Genomic DNA, 22,041 nt, shown 5'->3' on the forward strand with positions numbered 1-22,041 from the left:
CGAAACAGGCTCACGGCCTTGAGGACGATTCAGCCTGCCTGCGCTCGGTTTTCCAAGCGTCCCTGGAATCATAACGTCTTCGTGACGTATAGAGGACGATGTAGTGGCCAAAAAAAACAGGCACCCGAAGGTGCCTGTCTACTACAGCGATACTACCGGTTTAATGTTTCACGATATCAGTCGCAGCTTGACCATCGACCGCGGCAGGCGCCACTGCAACCGCAGCAACTTCCACCACTGGCGTCGGCAAGCGCTCCAGTGCAATTTCCAGGACCTTGTCAATCCAGCGCACCGGCACGATTTCGAGCTTGTTCTTCACATTGTCTGGAATGTCGGCCAGATCCTTGACGTTCTGCTCCGGAATCAGCACCGTCTTGATGCCGCCACGATGCGCCGCCAGCAGCTTCTCTTTCAAGCCACCGATTGGCAACACTTCGCCGCGCAGCGTGATCTCGCCTGTCATGGCCACATCGGCGCGCACTGGAATGCCCGTGAACACGGAGACCAGCGCGGTCGTCATGGCGATACCAGCAGACGGACCATCCTTCGGCGTCGCACCTTCCGGCACGTGAATGTGGATGTCCGCTTTTTCGAACACATCATTCTTGATGCCCAGGCGATTCGCACGCGAACGCACCACGGTGCGGGCCGCTTCGATCGATTCCTTCATCACGTCGCCCAGGGTACCGGTGCGCACAACAGCGCCCTTGCCCGGCATTTGCACCGCTTCGATGGTCAGCAGATCGCCGCCCACTTCGGTCCATGCAAGGCCGACCACCTGGCCAATCTGATTCTCTTTTTCCGCCACGCCAAAGTCGTAGCGGCGCACGCCCAGGAACTTGTCCAGATTCTTGCCCGAGACGATGACCTTTTTATCGGCCTTCTTCAGCAGCAGCATCTTGACGACCTTGCGGCAGATCTTCGAGATTTCACGCTCGAGCGAACGCACGCCGGCTTCGCGGGTGTAGTAGCGGATGATGTCGCGGATCGCGCCCTCTTCCACCTTGATCTCTTCTTCCTTCAGACCGTTGGCCTTGACTTGCTTCGGCAGCAGATAGCGCTGCGCGATGCTGGTCTTTTCGTCTTCGGTGTAACCCGACAGGCGAATGACTTCCATGCGGTCCAGCAGTGCTGGCGGAATGTTGAACGAGTTCGAGGTCGCCACAAACATCACATCCGACAGATCGAAATCAACCTCGATGTAATGATCGGAGAACGTGTGGTTCTGTTCCGGGTCCAACACTTCAAGCAAGGCCGAGGAAGGGTCGCCGCGGAAATCCGCACCCATCTTGTCGATCTCATCGAGCAAGAACAGCGGGTTACGCACGCCAACCTTCGCCAGCGATTGCAGCACCTTGCCTGGCATCGAGCCAATGTAGGTCCGGCGGTGGCCGCGGATCTCTGCCTCGTCGCGCACGCCGCCCAGGGCCATGCGCACGAACTTGCGGTTCGTTGCCTTGGCAATGGACTGGCCCAGCGAGGTTTTACCCACACCTGGAGGACCCACGAAGCACAGAATCGGCGCCTTGAGCTTGTCCACACGCTGTTGCACCGCGAGATATTCCAGAATGCGTTCCTTGACCTTGTCCAGGCCATAGTGATCGCCTTCGAGTACTTTCTCGGCGTTGCTCAGGTCGTTATTGACCTTGGATTTTTTCTTCCACGGCAGATTGACCAGGGTGTCGATGTAATTGCGCACGACGGTCGCTTCAGCGGACATGGGCGACATCAGCTTGAGCTTCTTGAGTTCGTTGGTGGCCTTGTCCAATGCCTCTTTCGGCATCTTGGCGGCAATCACCTTCTTCTCGAGTTCGTCGATATCGGCACCGTCTTCGCCCTCACCCAGCTCTTTCTGGATCGCTTTGACTTGCTCGTTCAGGTAGTACTCGCGCTGCGACTTTTCCATCTGGCGCTTGACGCGGCCGCGGATGCGCTTTTCCACTTGCAGAATATCGAGCTCGCCTTCCAGCTGGCCGAGCAGATGCTCAAGCCGTTTGGCGACGTTGAAGATTTCCAGGATCACTTGCTTCTGCTCGAGCTTGAGCGGCAGATGGGCAGCAACCGTGTCAGCCAGACGGCCGGCGTCGTCAATGCCTGCCAGCGAGGCGAGGATCTCAGGTGGAATTTTTTTATTCAGTTTGACGTACTGGTCAAACTGCTGAACGATCGCGCGGCGCATCGCTTCGACTTCGGAATCGTCACCGATTTCCGAATCGAGCGGCGTCAGGTCCGCGATAAAGTGCGTCGGCGCATCGCTGATGTGGTTGATGCGCGCACGCTGGGCTCCCTCGACCAGCACTTTGACGGTGCCATCGGGAAGCTTGAGCATTTGAAGAATATTCGCCACGCAACCGATCTCGTAGATGTCGGACGCGGACGGTTCGTCCTTCGCGGCAGCCTTTTGCGCGGCAAGCATGATGCTCTTGCCCTGCTCCATGGCGGCCTCGAGTGCCTTGATCGACTTGGGACGGCCGACGAACAGTGGTATCACCATATGCGGGAAGACGACCACGTCGCGCAACGGCAGTAATGGCAGCGTCGTTTGCTCGGTTAATTTGGAAGTTGTCATGGCATACCTTATAGAAAGCGTGTTTATGATGTTGGCACTCTCTGCCAAAACACAAGACCGGCGGAAAACAATATTTTCTACAAGTAGTTTGAATAATTCAGCAACTTGAATCGAATACAACCGGGTTAATCTAAAAGAATTTATTAGAACATCAAATAAAAAAGCCACCGCGCAGCTTGTTGCTGCGAGTGGCTTTTCGAATGAAGCCTGATTCTTTTATTGAGGTAAATTGTACCGCCAAGAATTAGGTATTCAAACCCTTTTTGTTGCGTGCACGCGGCAGATGTTTAGTTTTCTCCGGATGCCTTGGCAGTTTCGCTATAGATCAACAGGGGTTTTGCCCCATTCGTGATCGTATTTTCATCAATAACCACTTTGATGACATTCTGCTGATTTGGCAATTCGTACATAACATCGAGCAATGCATGCTCCAGGATCGAACGCAAGCCACGCGCACCGGTTTTGCGTGCCAATGCTTTACGTGCAATGGCGTGCAAAGCAGCCGGACGAATTTCCAGTTCCGCGCCTTCCATTTCCAGCAATTTTGAATATTGCTTGATCAAGGCATTTTTTGGCTCGATCAAAATCTGGATCAGTGCTTCTTCAGTCAACTCGCTCAATGCTGCTACGACAGGCAGACGGCCAACCAGTTCCGGGATCAGACCAAATTTGATCAGATCTTCCGGCTCTGCATCGAGCAGCACATCGCTGTTGTCGCGCTGCACCTGGCTCTTGACGCTGGCCGAGAAGCCGATACCGCTCTTTTCGGAACGGTTCTGGATAATCTTGACCAGGCCGTCGAAAGCGCCACCGCAGATGAACATGATGTTGGTCGTGTCGATCTGCACGAAGTCCTGGTTCGGGTGCTTGCGCCCGCCTTGTGGCGGTACCGAAGCCATGGTGCCTTCAATCAGTTTCAGTAACGCTTGCTGCACGCCCTCGCCCGATACATCGCGGGTAATCGACGGATTGTCGGATTTACGCGAAATCTTGTCGATCTCATCGATGTAGACGATGCCGCGCTGGGCCTTGTCGACTTCGTAATTGCAGCTTTGCAGCAGCTTCTGGATGATGTTTTCCACGTCCTCGCCCACGTAACCGGCTTCGGTCAGGGTGGTGGCATCGGCAATGACGAAAGGCACATTGAGCATGCGTGCCAGGGTCTGGGCCAGCAGGGTCTTGCCCGAGCCGGTAGGACCGACCAGCAAAATGTTGCTCTTGGCCAGTTCGACTTCATCTTTCTTGCCGAGGTGCTTGAGACGCTTGTAATGGTTGTAAACGGCCACCGACAGGATGCGCTTGGCCTTTTGCTGGCCAATCACGTACTGGTCGAGCAAGTCCTTGATTTCATTCGGCGTCGGCAAGTCGGACTTGGCACCGGCGACCGATTCCACGTTCGAGGTTTCGTCGCGGATGATGTCGTTGCACAAGTCGATGCATTCATCACAGATGAACACCGACGGTCCTGCGATGAGTTTCTTTACTTCGTGCTGGCTCTTGCCGCAGAACGAGCAGTAAAGGAGTTTTTCGCCGCTGGAGGATTTTTTGTCTGACATGGGCAGGTTTCTAATGGATTGCTATAAATATAACGCTAAGACGAGCGCGCAACAAGTGCGCTGCGCATTGCCATGCTACCCGAAATAAAAAACAAACGCCCGAACGTTGTCGCGCTCGGGCGTTTTTTCAGCAACAGAATTCGGCTTGCATCAAGCGCGGGTGGTCAGTACTTTGTCGATCAGACCATATTCCGCAGCTTCGTCACCGGACATGAAGCGATCCCGGTCGGTATCTTTGTGGATCTGTTCCATCGTCTTGCCGGTACGCTCAGCCAGGATGTGGTTGAGGCGTTCGCGCAAGTACAGGATTTCCTTGGCCTGGATTTCGATATCCGAGGCCTGGCCCTGCGATCCACCGGACGGCTGGTGAATCATGATGCGCGAGTTTGGCAGCGAGAAACGTTTGCCCTTGGCGCCAGCAGCCAGCAGGAAAGCGCCCATCGAAGCAGCCATGCCCGTGCACAGAGTCGACACGTCAGGCTTGATGAAGTTCATCGTATCGAAGATCGCCAGACCAGCCGACACCGACCCGCCAGGCGAGTTGATGTAGAGGGAAATATCCTTGTCAGGATTTTCGCTCTCAAGGAACAGCAGCTGGGCCACAATCAGATTGGCCATCTGGTCGTTGACCGGGCCGACCATGAACACCACGCGCTCCTTCAGCAGGCGCGAGTAAATGTCGTAGGAGCGTTCGCCGCGGCCACTCTGTTCTACAACCATCGGGATCAGACCCAAGGATTGCGTATCCAATGCCGGATTTCGGTTCATCGTTGTCTCTTCCTTAATTAGGCGCGCAAGCCCGAAGGCTCGCGCCGAAGGCTTACGCTTGTGCGTTACTTCCCATCAATTCGTCAAAAGCGACCACTTTGGTGGAAACTTTTGCCTTACCGAGCACATAGTTGACGACGTTTTCTTCCAATACAAGGGCTTCGACTTCCGACAGACGACGACGGTCGCTGTAGTAGTACTTGAGCACTTCTTTTGGATCTTCATACGACTGGGCGAAATCTTCGATCTGGGCCTTGACCTGCTCGGCCGTGGCTTGCAGTTTGTTGTCAGCAACCAGTTGCGACAGGATCAGACCCAAACGCACGCGACGCTCGGCCTTGGTGGCGAACAGTTCTTGTGGGAAAGGCATGTTCTTGACATCCATACCGCGCTGGGCCATGTCCTGACGGGTCATTTCAGCCAGACGCTCGGAATCCTGGGCGATCATCGACTTTGGCACTTCCATGTCGGTCACGGCAACCAGGGCATCCATCACGGCATCTTTATTGCGCGCCTTGACGCGGCCAGCGACTTCGCGCTCGAGGTTGACCTTGATGTCAGCGCGCATTTTGTCCAGATCGCCATCTTCCATGCCCAGCGATTTGGCGAATTCTGCATCAACTTCTGGCAAGTGCGCCCATTCCAGCTTTTTCAGGGTGATGGTGAACTCGGCGGTTTTGCCGGCCACATCTTTACCGTGGTAGTCCTCTGGGAAAGCCAGTGGGAAAGTCTTGCTTTCGCCAACTTTCAGGCCAATGGTAGCGGCCTCGAATTCTGGCAGCATGCGGCCTTCGCCGAGCACGAAGGCGTAGTCGTCAGCTTTGCCGCCTGGGAATTCAACGCCATCGATCACGCCGACGAAGTCAACGGTCACGCGGTCGCCACCGGCAGCAATGGCTGCGCCGCCGTCGCCGTGGGCGCCAGCTTCACCTTTGGTGTGGTAGTGCACGCGCTGCTTGCGCAGGATGTCGATGGTTTTTTCGATTTCCGCGTCGGACACGTCAGCCTTGACGGTCTCGATGTCCACAGCCGACAGGTCGCCAACGACCACATCCGGGTAGACTTCGAAAGTTGCGTCGAAGGTCAGCACGCCTTCCGGACTCTCTTCTTTTGGTTCGATTTTCGGGTAGCCGGCAACGCGCAGCTCAGCCTTGTTGGCAGCATCGGCAAACGCGCGGCCGACTTTGTCGTTCAGCACGTCGTTTTCGATCTGGTAGCCATATTGGGCTGCGACCATTTTCATCGGAACTTTGCCTGGGCGGAAGCCTGGGGCTTTGGCCGTTTTAGCCTGTTGTTTCAGGCGCTTTTCGACTTCCGTACGGACGTCAGTCAGCGGAAAAGAGATCGTCAAGCGACGTTCGAGTTTACCCAGGGTTTCGACTGCAGTTGCCATTGTAAAAATCGTCCAAAAAAATATGAATTAAACTCGTGGTGCGAGGAGGGGGACTCGAACCCCCACACCATTGCTGGCGTCAGGACCTAAACCTGGTGCGTCTACCAATTTCGCCATCCTCGCGGGATCGCAACCGTTTATGGCGGATGCCTCTTACCGTCTGAAAACACAAAGGGCGCCCGACGATGAAACCGGCCGCCCTGCACTGCCTTTGTTAGGGGCTACAACATCAACCCGGTATTTTACTGGATTTTCTGACCACATAGGAGAAAATTCGAAACGAGCTCAGCTTGGGTATAATGTGAAACCGATTTCAAGTTCACTGTTATTCCGCTCGCATGCGCATCGACAAATCCAGCCAGCTGCGCAATGCGGGGCTGTTCGCGATTACCTGGCCCATCTTTATCGAGCAGCTCTCGCATATTCTGCCGGGCATCGTCGACACCTTCATGGTCAGCCACCTGGGCGACGGCGCCGTGGCCGGGCTGGCCGTGGCCAACCAGATTGTCGGCTTCTTCATTATCCTGTTTTCGTTCATCGGCATTGGCAGCACGGTGGTGCTGACGCACTACCTGGGCGCGCGCGATCGCGACGGTGCCGCACGGGTCGCCGCCACGGCGGTGGGCGTGAATTTCTGGCTGGGCGTGGTGGTCAGCGTGCTGATCTGGCTGGGATCGGGCGCCATGCTGCGTCTGCTGCACTTGCCGCCCTCCCTGATGCCCTACGCCCAGCCCTTCCTGGCCTTAATGGGCGGCACCCTCTTCCTCGAATCGCTCAATATTGCCTTTGGCGCGGTGCTACGCGCACACGGGCATACGCGCGAAGCCATGTTCATTGCCATCGGCATGAACGTGATCAATCTGCTGCTCAATGTCGTGCTCATTTTCGGTATGCTGGGATTGCCGAAGATGGGCGTGGTTGGCGCCGCCTTGTCGACCGTGGTCAGCCGTGCGCTGGCGTGCCTGGCCCTGGCCTGGGTGGTGCGGCACCAGTTGCAACTGCGGTTACGGCTGCATTGGCTAACGCGCTTTTCGCGTGATGCCATTGCACGCATCCTGCGTATTGGCATTCCCGCTGCCGGCGAGAATCTGTGCTGGCAAGCCAGCTTTATGGTGATCACCTATTTTGTCGGACAGATGGGCGAAAGTTCGCTGGCGACGTTCTCGTACGCCATGCAGCTCTCCATGATCATGATGATGCTGGGCATTGCGATCGGGATCGGCACCGAGATCATTGTCGGCCACCTGGTCGGCGCAGGCGAGCTGGACGAAGCCTATCGCCAGCTGCTGCGCAGTCTGAGGGTCGGGCTGGGCGTGACCGTCATCACCACCTGCAGCGTGGTGGCGCTGGCGCCCTGGCTGTTTGGCATGTTCACCCAAGACCCCGTCATCATTGCCGGCGGCGCCCTGCTCCTGCGCGTCAGTCTGCTGCTCGAACCCGGCCGCACCTTCAACCTGGTGGTAATCAACTCCCTGCGCGCAACAGGCGACGCGCGCTTTCCCGTGCTGATGGGCATGTGCTCCATGTGGGGCGTGGCCGTCCCGCTGGCCTGGTACCTGGGGCTGCACCTGGGCTGGGGCCTGATCGGCATCTGGATTGCCTTCACCTGCGACGAATGGGTGCGCGGATTAAGCATGTACGCCCGCTGGAAAAGCCGCGTCTGGGAAAAACACGCCCGCGCCATCCACGCCTGACAGGGGTCAGACCTCAATACTGCAATTATTTCAGTATTGAGGTCTGACCCCGATTCTGCAACTATTTCAGTATCGAGGTCTGACCCCGTTTGCGCACTATGAAAGGGCCACTTTTCCGACTTCCCAACTGTCGGCCCAAATCGCCACTCCCCTATGAAAAAATCGGGGTCAGACCTCAATACTGCAATTGTTTCAGTATTGAGGTCTGACCCCGATTTTGCAACTTGTCGCGGCGCGTGGCCGTGCCGCTTTGCTTAGCGGTGGGCGGGACGCTTGACGCGGAACCAGGCGGCGTACAACGCTGGCAGGAACAGCAGTGTCAGCGCGGTTGCGACGACCAGGCCGCCCATGATGGCCACTGCCATCGGGCCCCAGAAAACGGAGCGCGATAGGGGGATCATGGCCAGCGCGGCAGCAGCAGCCGTCAGGATGATCGGGCGGCAGCGCCGCACTGCCGCTTCCACTACGGCGTCCCACGGCTCGGCGCCGTTGGCGATGTCGTGCTCGATCTGGTCCACCAGGATCACGGAGTTGCGGATGATCATGCCGAACAGGGCGATCACGCCCAGGTTGGCAACGAAGCCGAATGGCCGCTGCAAAATCAGCAGGGCCATCGCGGCGCCGGCCACGCCCAGCGGGCCCGTCAGGAACACCAGCAGCGCCCGCGAGAAGCTGTGCAGCTGCAGCATCAGCAAGGTGAAGACGATGAACAAGACCAGCGGCACATTCGCGGCAATCGATGCTTCGGCCGCTTTGCTGTCCGCTTCCGCACCTTCCAGACTGATGGTGTAACCAGGCGGCAGCGCGGCGCGCAGGTCGCCCAGCTTTTCGCTGATCTGGCCCGATACGGTCGGCCCCTGGATGCCGTCGACCACGTCGCACTGCGCGGTGATGGCCCATTCGCGCCCTTCGCGCCACACCACGCCCGGCTCCCACACGAAGTGGGCGCGCGCGATCTGCGATATGGTCACCGATTTGCCCGAGGCAGTGGGGATGTTGGTGTCGTTCAGGACCGAAATCGTGGCCCGCTCTTCCAGCGGCTGGCGCACGACGATGTCGATTAACTTGTTGTCTTCCCTGAACTGGCCGATGGTGGTCCCCGACAGGATGGTGTTTGCGGCCCGCATGACCGTTTGCGAGGTCACGCCCAGTGCGCGCAGCTTGTCCTGGTCCAGATCGAGGCGCAGCACCTTGACCGATTCGTTCCAGTTGTCGTTGACGCCGATCGCATTGGGATTGGCGCGCATGATGTCTTTGAGCTTGTCGGCGTATTCGCGCACGGTTGCGATCTCCGGTCCGGCCACGCGGAACTGCACCGGATACGGCACCGGCGGCCCGTTCGGCAGCAGCTTGACGCGCCCGCGCACTTCGGGGAAGTCGTTCTTGAAGATCTCGACGATCTTCAGGCGCACGGCGTCGCGGCTCTTGATGTCCTTGGCCAGCACGACGATCTGCGAGACGTTCGATTGCGGGAAGATCTGGTCCAGCGGCAGGTAGAAGCGCGGGCTGCCTGTGCCGACGTAACTGGTCACGCTTTCGATGTTCTCCAGCTTGCCCATCATGGCTTCGAATTTTTTGACTTGCGCTTCATTGGCGGCAAAGCTGGTGCCTTCCGGGGTCCACATTTCCACCATCAGCTCCGGCCTGCTCGAGTCAGGGAAGAACTGCTTTTCGATGAAGTTGAAGCCGTACACGCCCAGGAAAAACACCAGCAGGCTCAGTGCGATGGTGGTCTTGCGCCATGCGACGCACCAGGTGACGATGCGGCGAAAACGCTGGAAGCCCGGGGTGTCGAACACTTCGTGCCCTGCTTCGCCTGGCGCATGCGGTTTGACCTTCAGGATCAAAAAGCCGATGTAGGGCGTGAACACGACCGCCACAAACCAGGAAATGATCAGCGCAAGGGCGTTCACCGAGAACATGGAGAAGGTGTATTCGCCCGCCGCCGATTTGGCCAGGCCGATCGGCAGGAAGCCGGCTGCGGTGATCAGGGTCCCGGTCAGCATCGGCATGGCTGTCGAGGTATAGGCGAAGGTGGCTGCTTCAAAGCGCGACATGCCCTCTTCCATTTTTCGGACCATCATTTCAACGGCGATGATGGCGTCGTCCACCAGCAGGCCCAATGCGATGATCAGGGCGCCCAGCGAGATCTTGTGCAGGTCGATCGAGAGCATGCTCATGAACAGGAAGGTGATGGCCAGCACCAGCGGTATGGTGAGTGCCACCACCAGGCCGGGGCGCACGTCCAGGCGCAGCGGTTTGGTGTGCAGACCCAGCGCCAGGAAGCTGACGATCAGGACGATGGCAATGGCTTCAATCAGCGTGTGGATGAATTCACTGACCGAGGCGGTCACCGCGCGCGGCTGGTCCGATACCCGCGCCAGTTCGATCCCCACCGGCAGTTGAGAGCGGATTTTGGCCACGGTCTCATCGAGCCCCTTGCCCATGTTGATGATGTTGCCGCCCTTTTCCATCGAGACGCCCAGGCCGATGACCTCCTTGCCATTAAAGCGCATCTTGTCGCCCGGGGGATCCTGGTATTCGCGCTTGATGGCGGCAAAGTCGCCCAGCCGGAAGGTGGTGCCGTTGGCGCGCAGTTCGAGGTTTTCCAGGTCTTTCACCGTCTTGAGCGCACCTGTCACGCGCACCTGCAGGTCGTCGGTCGGGGTGACCAGCACGCCCGTCGATTCGACCGTGTTCTGGGTGGCGATCTGGTTGGCGATCACTTCAAACGGCACGCCCAGTTGCGCAAATTTCTTGTGCGAGAATTCGATGTTGATTTTTTCGTCCTGCACGCCGAACTGCTCGACCTTCGACACCAGCGGCACTTGCAGCAGCTGCTGGCGCACGAAGTCGGCATAGTCCTTCATCTCGGCATAGGTAAAGCCGTCGCCCGACAAGGCGAAGATGGAGCCGTAGGTGTCGCCAAATTCGTCGTTGAAGAAGGGGCCGATCACGCCACCGGGTAGCGTGCCGCGGATGTCGCCGATTTTTTTGCGCACCTGGTACCAGGATGCGGCTGTTTCGTGCGGCGGCGTCGATTCGCGCAGCTGCACCAGGATGATGGTTTCACCCGGCTTGGAATAGCTCTTGATGCGGTCGACGTACGGCGTTTCCTGCAGCTTGCGCTCGAGTTTATCGGTCACCTGCTCTGCCATCTGTACTGCGGTCGCACCGGGCCAGATGGCGCGCACCACCATCACACGGAAGGTGAATGGCGGATCTTCATCCTGGCCCAGGTTCATGTAACTCAGGATCCCGCCCAGCAGCAGCACGGCCATCAGGTAGCGCGTCAGCGGGATGTGTTCCAGCGCCCATGTCGATAGATTGAAGCCCTTCATTTTGCGCCCTCGCCCGCTGCCACGGCTGGCACGCCTTCTGTCGCCGAGCGTTCGCTTGCGAGGATTTTGACTTCCTGTCCTGGCTTGAGCAGGTTGACCCCGGCCGTGACCACGGTCTGACCCGGCTTGACGCCACCGACCAGCACCACTTCGTTGCCGGCCGTGCCGCCCACCTGCACCGGCACCAGCCTGACCTTGCCGTTTTCAACCAGCCACACCGAGGTGGTGGATTTTTCGTGGAACAGCGCAGTCAGTGGCACCCGAATCAAAGGTACAGCGGTGGTGGAGGAAAACTGCACCAGCGCTGTCATGCCCAGCTTGACGTCGGCCGCGCTGTCGGGAATCGATACCTTGACGGCGTACGTACGCGTGGCCGGGTCGGCCACCGGCGAGACTTCGCGCACTTTGCCGGGAATGACCTGGTCCGGACGCGCCCACATCTTCACTGTCACGTCTTCCACCTTGCGCAGCGTGTCGACCTTGTCTTCCGGCAGACCGATGACGATTTCCTTTTCGCCCGCCTTGGCCACCCGGACCACTGGCTGGCCCGGGGTGACGACCTGCCCGACATCCGCGTCGACCGCGGTGACCACGCCATCGCTGTCGGCGACCAGGGTGGCATAGCCGGCTTGATTCGACTGGCCGAAGTAGCCCGCCTGCGCGGCATCCACATTCGCCTGCGCGGCCCGGAAGCTGGCCAGTTTTTCATCCAGCACGGCTTGGCTGACAAAGTTCTTCACGCGCAGTTCCTGATACCGTTTCAGCTCGGCCTTGGCCAGGTCGCGCGAGGTTTCCGCCGCTTGCAGGCTGGCTTTCGACTGCGCTTGCGAGAGGCGCAAATCGGCCGGGTCGAGCTGCATCAAGATCTGCCCTTTCGTCACCTGCGTGCCCGGATCGACCTTGCGCGCCGTGATTTTGCCCGGCACCCGGAAGCCCAGGCGCGACTCGACCCGCGCCCGCACTTCGCCGGAAAACTCGGCGTTGATCCCGACATTACTGGCATGCAGCACCAGCACCCGCACTGGACGCACGTCCGGTGTCTTGGCGGCCTCTTTGGCGCAGCCGCTCAGCAAGACAGCACTGGTCAGCAGACTGATCGACATGAGGTGGCCGGGGGATGCCGGCAGACGCAGGCGCAGGTTTTTCAGGAGGGACACAGTGTTTTCCTTTACTATGCGGTGGGCTATGCAGAGGAGCGCCTGAGTAGTGTCTTGATGCTACTACTGCGGCGCCGCTCGCTGCTAACTGACTTTTCAGTTAGTAATTATAATGTTGCAACTCATAAATGCAAATGACTTTCGCGTCATTTATTTTCCATGCCCGTTGATCACTACGAAAATTTCCCTGTCGCCTCCGTTTTGTTGCCAAAAAAGCTAGTGCCGGCGGTGGAGGCGATTTACGCCTTTGCCCGCAGCGCGGACGATATTGCCGACGAGGGGGATGCGCTGCCGGCTGCGCGCTTGTCCGCTTTGGCAGCGTACGAAGCTGCGCTGGCGTCCATTGCCGCGGGCGAACACCAGAGCGATCCGATGTTTGCGCGGCTGGCGGCCGTGATTGCGCAGTACCAATTGCCGCTGCAACCGTTTTACGACTTGCTGTCCGCCTTCAAGCAGGACGTGGGCACCAAGCGCTATGCCAATTTTCCCCTGCTGCTGGACTATTGCCGGCGCTCGGCCAACCCGGTCGGCTTCCTGATGCTGTCGCTGTATGGGGCAGCCAGCGCACGCAACATCGCCGATTCGGATGCAATCTGCTCGGCTCTGCAGTTAATTAATTTCTTGCAGGACGTGGCGATTGACCGCGAGAAGGACCGCACTTACATTCCGCTCGACGATCTGGCGCGCTTTGGGGTGGACCAGGCGCAGCTTGACCGTGCCGATGCCGATCCCCGTTTCCAGGCCTTGATGCAGTTTGAAGTGGACCGTGCGCGCGAGATGATGGTGGGCGCCGCGCCACTGGCGAAACGCTTGCCTGGACGCATAGGCTGGGAGCTGCGCATGGTCGTTCAGGGCGGCTTGCGCATTCTCGACCGGATCGAGCAGGTGCAGTTCGATGTATTCCGCCGCCGCCCCAAACTGGCCCTGCCCGACTGGCTGGTCATCGGCTGGCGCGCCCTGTGGATGTAAGAAAAACCCGGCGCGCCACCCTGCTTTCAGCCGCTGCACTATAGAATAGCGGCTTCGCATCGAATTCTTGCACTTTTGCCCATGTCCCCAGACGAATACTGCCAACAAAAAACTGTCCAGAGTGGATCGAGCTTTTATTACAGCTTCCTGTTCCTGCCGCAGGAACGGCGCCGCGCCATCACTGCGCTGTACGCGTTCTGCCGCGAAGTTGACGATACCGTTGACGAATGCACGGACCAGTCGATTGCCCGGATCAAGCTGGCCTGGTGGCGCAACGAGATTTCGAGCATGTATGCCGGCAAGCCGACCCACCCGGTCACGCAAGCCATGCAGCCTCACCTGACGGTCTACGACCTGCAGGAGAAGCACATGCAAGCCATTATTGATGGCATGGAAATGGACCTGGACCAAACCCGCTACCTGGATTACCCGGCAATGCAGAAGTATTGCTGGCACGTGGCCAGCGTGGTCGGCATTCTGTCCGCCAGCATCTTTGGCGTGACCAATCCGAAAACGCTGGAATACGCCGAAAAGCTGGGCCTGGCATTCCAGCTGACCAATATCATTCGCGACGTGGGCGAAGATGCACGCAAGGGCCGCATCTATCTGCCGGTCAACGAGCTGCAGCAATTTAACGTGACTGCGGCCGACCTGCTCAACGCGCGCCACAGCGAGAAATTCGAGAACTTGATGCGCTTCCAGGTCGAACGCGCAAAAAAAGTCTACGACGAAGCCTTCGCCTTGCTGCCGAAGGAAGACCGGCGCGCACAGCGCCCGGGCTTGATGATGGCGGCCATTTACCGCACCGTGCTGGACGAGATCGAACGCGACAATTTCCATGTGCTGACCCAGAGGATCTCGCTCACGCCGATCCGCAAGCTGTGGCTGGCATGGAAGACCTACATTCGTGGCTAACACCGCCGCTGTTGTTGGCGCCGGCTGGGCTGGCTGCGCGGCAGCCGTGGAACTGGCGCACGCTGGTTACCATGTGACCCTGTATGAAGCGGCGCGCACCCTGGGCGGGCGCGCACGCGCGGTGGACGTGAACGGCGCACGGCTCGACAACGGTCAGCATATTCTGCTGGGCGCGTATGCCGAAACACTGCGTCTGATGCGCCTGGCCGGCGTTGACCGCGCTCAGGCGATCCTGACCCTCCCCTTGCAAATGCGTTATCCACCCGGACACGGGATGGATTTTGTTGCCCCTCGCCTGCCAGCCCCGCTGCATCTGGCCATTGCCCTGCTGCGCGCGCGCGGCCTGGCCGGCGCCGACAAGATGGCACTGGCGCGCTTTTCCACCACCGCGCGCTGGATGGACTGGACACTGCACAAGGACTGCAGCGTCAGCGAACTGCTGGCGCGCTTCGACCAGACGCCGCGCCTGATCCAGCTGATGTGGCGCCCGCTGTGCCTGGCCGCCCTGAACACGGTGCCGGAACGCGCCTCGGCCCAGGTTTTTCTGCATGTGCTGCGCGACAGCCTGGGCGCGCGGCGCAGCAGCTCGGACATGCTGCTGCCCAAAGCTGATCTGACGGCCTTGTTCCCGGCAGCGGCAGGCGCTTACATCGAAGCGCGCGGCGGCAGCGTGCGCACTGGCACCAAGGTACAAGCCCTACGTGCACAGCAAGACGGCTGGCAGCTTGACGCCAGCGGCGGCGCAGACGGCCAGACACAAACCCGCGCGGACGTGGTTGTGCTTGCAGCCGGCGCACCAGCGAGTGCACCCTTGCTGGCAGCCGTGGGCCAAACCGCACTGGCCGCCCAGCTCGATGCTTTTGACTACGAACCGATTACCACCTGCTACCTCCAATACGCAGCAGGCACCAGGCTGGACCTGCCGTTTTATGCTTTGGTCGACGACCCGGCCAATCTGCACTTCGGCCAGTTTGTGTTCGACCGTGGCCAGCTCGATGAAGTTCAGTCAGGGTTGTTCGCCGTGGTCATCAGCGCCGCTGCAGAAGCTGCCGCAATGGAACGGGATGCCCTGGCCGATGCCATCGCCGCCCAGCTCGCCAGCGTGCTGGGGCAGCCGGCCCTGCGCCAGCCGCTGTGGACCCAGGTCATCACCGAAAAGCGCGCGACCTTTGCCTGCACCCCCGGTCTGCTACGTCCGCAGGTCGCCAGCGGCCTGCCCGGCCTTGCCATTGCTGGCGACTACACCGCCAGCAACTATCCGGCCACCCTGGAAGCGGCTGTGCGCAGCGGCGTGGCGGCAGCCAGGGCTGTGCAAACCCGGGCTTGAGCGGCGCGCGTGCGCACGGTTATCCCCCCATTTTGTCGTTGATGGCGCGATTTATGCAGACTGTCGCATTCCCGTGGCTGACCAGGACGTGTTCTCGTAAAGTAACACCATCGACAACCGCTCCTTGAAACGGACTTGCACAATGAACATCACCTTGGGATTACGCGCGCTGCTCTTGCTGGCTTTTGTTGCCGCAAGCACGACCGTGATCGTCGCACCTGGCCTGGTGGGCGGCAACAATGCCGCTGACAGCGATGTGCTCGACTTGATCGTTGCGATCAACCATTCCTGACCCACACGCAAACGGAGCCATGCCATATGGACAAGATTGAATACCTGGAAGCGCTCAAGCGTGCGATGACTGGCCTGGCGCCGGAAGCGCAGGCCAAGACGCTGGCCTTTTACGAGCAGCGCTTTGTCGACGGCGTGGCCGCCGGCCGCAGCGAAGCAGAAATCGCCGCCGAGCAAGACGATCCTCGAAAAATCGCCATGACCTTGCGCGCCAACAGCCACATGGCTGCCTTTACCGAAAAAAAGAATCCAGCCAACTTTGTGCGGATGGCGTTTGCCGCTGTCGGTCTGGCCATCTTCAATCTGTTCATGGTCGTACCGGCCATGGTGTACGCTGCCATGCTGACGGTGCTGTACGTCTGCGGCTTGACGTTTTATCTCGCTGGCACAGTCATTACCGCCAGCGGCTTGTCGGGCACCGATGAAATCAAGCTCACCGGCCCGCTGCGCCACATCCTTGACGACGGCGAGAGCACCCCGACGCGCGTCACCATCAACGAGCAAGGCATCAACATCATCACCGACCGCGATAGCAGCAAGCAAGGCACCAGCGTGGTAGCAGGCAAAGATGCCAAGGCCAGCAAGGAAGACGACAGCGAAGCTGACAGCAGCGCCACTACCGAAGACAGCCCCAAAGACGACAGCGTGACCGCCCGCGATTCCTCGGTGGAAGCCGATCCCATCGATGCCATTGCCGAGCGCGCCGCCAAGCGCGCCGAGACGGCTGTCAGCGAGCGCATCACCATTGCCAGCGAGTTGAACGATGAAACCCGCGCCACCCAAGTGTTTGTCGGCATCGGCCTGGTCCTGGGCGGCATTCTCCTGATCCTGCTGAGCCTGGTCATCACCCGCTATACCGTCATTGGCGTCAAGCGCTACATCGAAATGAATCTGTCCCTGCTCAAGGGCCATTGAACCCGGATCGGATCCAGCCATGCGTACCCTAGTCAAAATCGGATTCAGCCTGCTGGCCCTCGCGGTCGTGCTGATCATCATCTTGTTCGGCGCACTGCGCGCTCACGGCAGCAATAGCGGACGCGCCAATCCGGAAGGCCGGGTCGTTGCCAGCGAAAGCCGTACCATCAGCGACAGCGTCAATGAAATCGATTTGAGCGGCCCCATCAACATGACCTTGCGTCAGGGTGCCACCCCGTCATTGACCGTGCGTGGCGAGCAGCGTCTGCTGGGCAACATCGAGACCAGCGAAAACGGCCACAAGCTCAGCATCGGCACCAAGGGCATGCTGTTGCACCATCGCCAGCCTTTGCAGGTGGTGCTGACACTGCCCGCCATCAGCAGCATCACCGTGCGCGGCAGCGGCGACAGCACCATCAATGGCTTTAGCGGCGACAAGGTCGACGTCCAGCTGTACGGCTCGGGCAACGTCAAGTTCAACGGCCGTTACAAGGACGTGGCCGCCAGCGTACATGGCAGCGGCGACATGGAAATGAACGGCGGGTCCAGCGACAAGGTGGAGGTAGCGCTGGTCGGCTCCGGCCAGATGACCGTGGTTGGCCAGTGCAAGGAATTCAAGGCCGAACAAACCGGCACCGGCGACCTCGATGCCGAGCATCTGGCGGCCGATCGCGCAGAAATCAGCCTGCGCGGCTCAGGTACCTCGGTGGTGCAGGCACGTAAAACAGCCGATGTGACCCTGCGTGGCAGTGGTGATGTGAGCGTGCTGGGCAATCCCGACGCGCGCACCATCAACCGCACCGGTAGCGGTGACGTTACCTTCCGCGACCAGTAAGCAGCCAGTCCAGCGCGCCCCGGCCAGCTGCGCGGCCGCTGGCAAAACAAGCGGTCAGCAGGTAGCCGCCCGTGGGTGCTTCCCAGTCGATCATTTCGCCGGCCACAAATACCCCAGGCAGCGCGCGCAGCATGGCGCTGGCCGGATCGATCGCATCGAAACGGACCCCGCCAGCACTGCTGATTGCCTCGTCGATCGGGCGGGCACGGCGCAGCACCAGCGGCAGCATCTTGAGCGCGCTGGCCAGGCTGTCGGTATCGGCAAACTGCGCCGCTGTCAGGCATTCGCGCAGCAAGCCCGATTTCACCCCCTTGATACCCAGCCGGCTTTGCAGATGCGAGGACATCGAGCGCGCGCCACGCGGGCGCGTCACCTCGTCCAGCACGCGCTCGGCGCTCAGGTCGGGCAGCAGGTCGAGCCAGATGGTGGTGCTGCCGTGCGCGCCAATCTGGTCGCGCAGCGTGGCCGACAGGGCGTAAATCAGGCTGCCCTCCACGCCTGTCGCCGTGACGACGAACTGGCCCTGGCGCTTTTGCAGCACGCCCTGGGCATCCTTCCAGCTGATGGCCACGGTGGTCAAAGGTTCGCCCGCATGGCGCTCGCTGAAGTGCGCGCTCCAGTCGGTGTCGAAGCCGCAGTTCGATGGCTGCAAGGGCGCCACCGCCACCGATTTCTCCTGCAGCAGCGGCACCCAGGCCCCATCTGAACCCAGCCGCGCCCAGCTGCCTCCGCCCAGCGCCAGAATGACGGCATCCGCTTCTACGCTGCGCTGCCCGTCGGGCGTGGCAAAGCGCAGCGCGGCGCCGTCCCAGCCCAGCCAGCGATGGCGCATGTGAAACTGCACGCCTGCTTCGCGCAGGCGATGCAGCCAGGCGCGCAGCAGTGGCGCCGCTTTCATAGCAGTGGGGAAGACGCGGCCGGAACTGCCGACGAAAGTGTCCACGCCCAGCGCGTGTATCCATGCGCGAACCGCTGGCGCGTCGAACTGGGCCAGCCATTGCGCCACGGCGTCCTGACGCGCGCCGTAACGGCCCACAAAGTCGACGTATGGCTCGGAATGGGTGATGTTCATGCCGCCTTTACCGGCCAACAGAAACTTGCGGCCGACCGAAGGCATGGCATCATAAACATCAACCAGCACGCCGCCCTGACTGAGCACTTCGGCCGCCATCAGGCCGGCCGGACCACCGCCGATGATGGCAACGCGCGAAATTGTGGGAGCTGTGGTCATGGCATGGTCAGGCATGGAATCGACCCGCATTGTAGTCGACTTCGGGCCGCCAAAAGAAGATGTAAAGCGTGCTTGACATGCGTGGTTCGTGTCACTAAGATGTAAAGCATACTTTACTAAGGGAGCTGATCATGAAAGAGCAAGCCGTCCGCAACACCTTCAATCGCGAGCTGATGGGCGCGCTGGCAGTGTACGCTGTCATCCTGATGGTCTCGCTCAGCGCAGGCAAGGGAATGCAGCCAGGCCTGGCGCGCACCCTGGTCATGCTCAGTCCCATGATCGGCTTCATGCTGGCCCTGCGGGTGATGGTGCGCCAGATGGCCAGAATGGATGAATTCCTGCGCCGGACCAGACTGGAAAATCTGGCCATGGCCGCCGCCATCACGGCAGGCCTGAGCTTTACCTACGGCTTCCTGGAACTGGCGGGCTTTCCCAAGCTGTCCATGTTTTCGGTGTGGTGCGTGCTGGGCGGGGCCTGGGCCTCGATCACCTTTTTGCGCTGCCGTGTCAGGTTTGGATAATCCGATCAGGGCCATGCGCAACGAACTGGGCTTGAGCCAGACCCGCCTGGCCCACCGGCTGTTCGCCAAGCCGATCCCGGCTATTTTTACCCCTACGGAGTCACCATGATTGTTCGCCTGTTGTGTGCCCTGCCCCTGACCCTCGCCATCTTGTCATCCGCGCCAGCGCTGGCACAAGAAACCAATCGTTTCGCCTTGACCGAGCCCGCAGCGGAGCGGTTCCAGATCGGCGCCACCCAGGTGCAGCGCTTCGGCCAGGGCAAACCGGCACTGATCCTGATCCCGGGTCTGGCCAGCGGCCCCTGGGCCTGGCAAGCCAGCATTCGCGATCTGGCGCGCGATCACAGCGTGTATGTGCTGACCCTGCCCGGCTTTGACGGACTGCCTGCCGTCCCGGGCCAAGGCATGGGCGCGGCCCAGGCCTCGCTCGGCGCCTTGATTGCCGAGCGCAAGCTCGATCGGCCCGTATTGGCTGGCCATAGTGTGGGCGCGATGCTGGCGCTGGGCTACGCTGCCCAGCATCCGGACAAGGTGCGCGGTGTGATTTCACTGGACGGCCTGCCACTTCTGGCAGGCACGGAAGACTGGGACCTGCCCCAGCGCGGCAAGATGGCAGCTGACCTGGCGCGTCGCAAGCCGACCACAGCGCAGCAGTTTGCGGCCGAACAGCAGGAATACATGAGCGGCACCGGCGTGATCGACATGGCGCGCGCCGATGAACTGGCGCGCCTGACAGCGAAAAGCGATCCGGCCGCCGTGATGCGCTACATGGCCGAGGCCATGACGCTCGATCTGCGTCCGGTACTGGACAAAGTGACTGCGCCAGTGCTGGTCATCTCGCCCTACTTCCAGCTGGACGCCGATCAGCAGCGCATGACGGAAGCGGCCAAGTCGGCCTACTACACGGCGCTGTTTGAAGGCACGGCCGATCTGAAGGTGGTGTCGATTGCGCCGGCGCGCCACTTTGTGATGTTCGATCAGCCCGACCAAGTCAACAAGGCGATCCGGGAATTCCTGGCGCGGCTGAAATAAGTTTGAGCGGCTCAGCCGCCCGTGACGGGCGGGAAGAATGCCACTTCACCGCCATCGGCAATGGCGGTATCGGCGCCGCACATGACGTGGTTAAAGGCCGTGCGCAAGGGCTTTTCATCAGCCAGTGCACTGGCCCACACGCCGCCGCGCTTTTGCAGGAAGGCGCGCACGGCACCGACGGTCAGCACGCCTTCAGGCAAGGCCAGATTTTCGCTGGCCGTGCCCAGTTCCTCGCGTACGCTGGCAAAAAAACGCAATGCTATTTTCATGTGGCCTTAATGGAGTAATTCGCTGAACGGGATGAAGCGGACCATATCGCCAGCGGCAATCGTCTGGCCGGGCGGGTTATCAATCAGGCCGTCGCCCCAGACGGTGGAGGTCAGCACGCCCGAGCCTTGATTCGGGAACAGGTCCAGGCCACCTTGCGCATTGGTGCGCACGCGCAAAAACTCGTTGCGGCGGTCGGCCTTGGGCCAGTTGAAATCGGCGCGCATGGCAAACGTGCGTGGATCGAATGGCCCGGCCACACCCTGCTGATGCAGGATGAAGGGACGCACGAACAGCAGGAAAGTGATAAAACTGGACACTGGATTGCCCGGCAAGCCAAGGAAGTAAGCCGCGCCGCCATCGCGCCGCACTTCGCCAAAGGCAAGCGGCTTGCCTGGCTTGACGGCGATCTGCCACATGTTCAGACGCCCTTCCGCTTCCACCGCAGGCTTGATGTGATCTTCTTCGCCGACCGACACGCCGCCCGAAGTGATGATCAAATCATTGGCGCGGGCTGCATCGCGCAGCGTGGCGCGGGTCGCTTCCAGGGTGTCGGGCACGATCCCAAAGTCGGTCAGTTCGCAACCCAGGTTTTCCAGCAAGGCACGCAGCAAAAAGCGGTTGGAATTGTAGATGGCGCCAGCGGGCAGTTGGCCGCCTGGCGCTTCGCCCGGCATGATCAACTCGTCACCAGTAAAGAAGACGGCCACACGCAGCTTGCGCAGCACCGGCAAACTGGCCAGTCCCACCGACGCTGCCAGTCCCAGTTCCTGGCTGCGCAAGCGCGTGCCTGCACCAAGAATGACACCGCCGGCGGTGATGTCCTCGCCGGCGCGGCGTATCCATTCGCCCGCCTTGGGCGTGTGCCGAACCGTGACCAGGCCCGCTGTCGAAGCTTCGCACTGCTCCTGCATGACCACCGCATCGGCGCCTTCGGGTATCAAGGCGCCGGTAAAAATACGCGCTGCCGTGCCGGGTGCCAGGAACTGGCCCACGTGCCCGGCCGGAATGCGCTGGGCCACACGCAGGGTCGCGCTGCCGCTGGCGCAATCGTCAGCGCGCACCGCGTAACCGTCCATCTGCGTATTGTCGGCCGAAGGCACATCGATGGTCGAGGCTTGCGCCTCTGCCAGCACACGGCCATTGGCAGCCAGCGTCGGCACGGTTTCCGTGGCCAGCGGCACACGCGGCGCAGCCAGCATGAAGTCCAGCGCTTCACGAACCGACAGCATGGGTGGGCGCGGGGCGACGTCGCTCATC

General features: G+C 60.4%; 18 protein-coding genes and 1 tRNA gene. 9 read left to right on the top strand and 10 right to left on the bottom strand.

What is annotated here, in order from left to right; all coding sequences use genetic code 11:
* Positions 1 to 160: 160 nt before the first annotated feature.
* From lon to BUC24_RS10070, 5 genes are all read right to left on the bottom strand, one after another.
* Positions 161 to 2,569: an endopeptidase La gene (lon, locus tag BUC24_RS10050; protein WP_073215093.1), complete on the bottom strand. Its 2,409-nt coding sequence runs from the start codon at positions 2,567 to 2,569 to the stop codon at positions 161 to 163.
* A 287-nt stretch (positions 2,570 to 2,856) separates the two neighbouring features.
* Complete coding sequence (clpX, locus tag BUC24_RS10055; protein WP_073215095.1) at positions 2,857 to 4,125, bottom strand: ATP-dependent Clp protease ATP-binding subunit ClpX; 1,269 nt, start codon at positions 4,123 to 4,125, stop codon at positions 2,857 to 2,859.
* A 150-nt stretch (positions 4,126 to 4,275) separates the two neighbouring features.
* Positions 4,276 to 4,893, bottom strand: a complete 618-nt coding sequence (gene clpP, locus BUC24_RS10060) for an ATP-dependent Clp endopeptidase proteolytic subunit ClpP (RefSeq protein ID WP_073215098.1) — start codon at positions 4,891 to 4,893, stop codon at positions 4,276 to 4,278.
* Between the two features lie 52 nt (positions 4,894 to 4,945).
* Positions 4,946 to 6,286 carry a trigger factor gene (gene tig / locus BUC24_RS10065; protein ID WP_073215101.1) on the bottom strand — a complete coding sequence of 447 codons (1,341 nt, stop codon included), beginning with the start codon at positions 6,284 to 6,286 and terminating at the stop codon, positions 4,946 to 4,948.
* Positions 6,287 to 6,322: 36 nt separating this feature from the next.
* Positions 6,323 to 6,409, bottom strand: a tRNA-Leu gene (locus tag BUC24_RS10070).
* A 215-nt stretch (positions 6,410 to 6,624) separates the two neighbouring features.
* On the opposite strand from BUC24_RS10070, the gene BUC24_RS10075 reads away from it, so the two are divergent.
* The gene (locus BUC24_RS10075) at positions 6,625 to 7,980 is read left to right on the top strand and encodes an MATE family efflux transporter (RefSeq protein WP_073215103.1); all 1,356 of its coding nucleotides are present in this window, start codon (positions 6,625 to 6,627) and stop codon (positions 7,978 to 7,980) included.
* 254 nt (positions 7,981 to 8,234) lie between these two features.
* Here the strand turns inward: BUC24_RS10075 and BUC24_RS10080 are convergent, their stop codons facing one another.
* On the bottom strand, positions 8,235 to 11,321 hold the full coding sequence (locus tag BUC24_RS10080; RefSeq protein ID WP_073215105.1) for an efflux RND transporter permease subunit: 3,087 nt from the start codon (positions 11,319 to 11,321) through the stop codon (positions 8,235 to 8,237).
* A complete protein-coding gene (locus tag BUC24_RS10085; protein ID WP_229448157.1) occupies positions 11,318 to 12,478 on the bottom strand; it encodes an efflux RND transporter periplasmic adaptor subunit in 1,161 nt (386 codons plus the stop codon). Before BUC24_RS10085 ends, BUC24_RS10080 begins: the two co-directional genes overlap by 4 nt.
* Positions 12,479 to 12,637: 159 nt before the next feature.
* Between BUC24_RS10085 and hpnC the strand changes: the two genes are divergently transcribed.
* The 6 genes from hpnC (at position 12,638) to BUC24_RS10110 (ending at position 17,730) form a co-directional block, all read left to right on the top strand.
* Positions 12,638 to 13,447, top strand: coding sequence for a squalene synthase HpnC (gene hpnC, locus BUC24_RS10090; RefSeq protein ID WP_073215108.1), 810 nt, complete (start codon positions 12,638 to 12,640; stop codon positions 13,445 to 13,447).
* Between the two features lie 81 nt (positions 13,448 to 13,528).
* Positions 13,529 to 14,362 (top strand): presqualene diphosphate synthase HpnD, encoded by an 834-nt coding sequence (gene hpnD / locus BUC24_RS10095; RefSeq protein WP_073215112.1) that lies wholly within the window; start codon positions 13,529 to 13,531, stop codon positions 14,360 to 14,362.
* Positions 14,355 to 15,689, top strand: a complete 1,335-nt coding sequence (hpnE, locus tag BUC24_RS10100; RefSeq protein WP_073215114.1) for a hydroxysqualene dehydroxylase HpnE — start codon at positions 14,355 to 14,357, stop codon at positions 15,687 to 15,689. The genes hpnD and hpnE overlap by 8 nt, the downstream gene beginning before the upstream one ends.
* 142 nt (positions 15,690 to 15,831) lie before the next feature.
* A complete protein-coding gene (locus BUC24_RS26915; RefSeq protein WP_178372524.1) occupies positions 15,832 to 15,981 on the top strand; it encodes a hypothetical protein in 150 nt (49 codons plus the stop codon).
* Positions 15,982 to 16,007: 26 nt separating this feature from the next.
* Entirely contained in the window at positions 16,008 to 16,895 is an 888-nt protein-coding gene (locus BUC24_RS10105; protein ID WP_073215117.1) for a DUF1700 domain-containing protein, read from the top strand.
* 19 nt (positions 16,896 to 16,914) lie between these two features.
* Entirely contained in the window at positions 16,915 to 17,730 is an 816-nt protein-coding gene (locus BUC24_RS10110) for a head GIN domain-containing protein (RefSeq protein ID WP_073215121.1), read from the top strand.
* Here the strand turns inward: BUC24_RS10110 and BUC24_RS10115 are convergent.
* On the bottom strand, positions 17,711 to 18,961 hold the full coding sequence (locus tag BUC24_RS10115; protein ID WP_073219898.1) for a TIGR03862 family flavoprotein: 1,251 nt from the start codon (positions 18,959 to 18,961) through the stop codon (positions 17,711 to 17,713). The genes BUC24_RS10110 and BUC24_RS10115 overlap by 20 nt on opposite strands.
* A 131-nt stretch (positions 18,962 to 19,092) precedes the next feature.
* Between BUC24_RS10115 and BUC24_RS10120 the strand changes: the two genes are divergently transcribed.
* Both BUC24_RS10120 and BUC24_RS10125 read left to right on the top strand, forming a co-directional pair.
* Complete coding sequence (locus BUC24_RS10120; RefSeq protein WP_073215123.1) at positions 19,093 to 19,482, top strand: hypothetical protein; 390 nt, start codon at positions 19,093 to 19,095, stop codon at positions 19,480 to 19,482.
* A gap of 105 nt (positions 19,483 to 19,587) precedes the next feature.
* Positions 19,588 to 20,514, top strand: coding sequence for an alpha/beta fold hydrolase (locus tag BUC24_RS10125; RefSeq protein ID WP_073215126.1), 927 nt, complete (start codon positions 19,588 to 19,590; stop codon positions 20,512 to 20,514).
* A gap of 11 nt (positions 20,515 to 20,525) precedes the next feature.
* Here the strand turns inward: BUC24_RS10125 and moaD are convergent, their stop codons facing one another.
* Both moaD and glp read right to left on the bottom strand, forming a co-directional pair.
* Complete coding sequence (moaD, locus tag BUC24_RS10130) at positions 20,526 to 20,783, bottom strand: molybdopterin converting factor subunit 1 (RefSeq protein ID WP_073215129.1); 258 nt, start codon at positions 20,781 to 20,783, stop codon at positions 20,526 to 20,528.
* Positions 20,784 to 20,789: 6 nt separating this feature from the next.
* On the bottom strand, positions 20,790 to 22,040 hold the full coding sequence (gene glp, locus BUC24_RS10135; protein ID WP_073215132.1) for a molybdopterin molybdotransferase MoeA: 1,251 nt from the start codon (positions 22,038 to 22,040) through the stop codon (positions 20,790 to 20,792).
* Between the last annotated feature and the right edge of the window lies 1 nt (position 22,041).

This window comes from Massilia sp. CF038 (assembly GCF_900129765.1).
GTDB lineage: Bacteria > Pseudomonadota > Gammaproteobacteria > Burkholderiales > Burkholderiaceae_D > Telluria_A.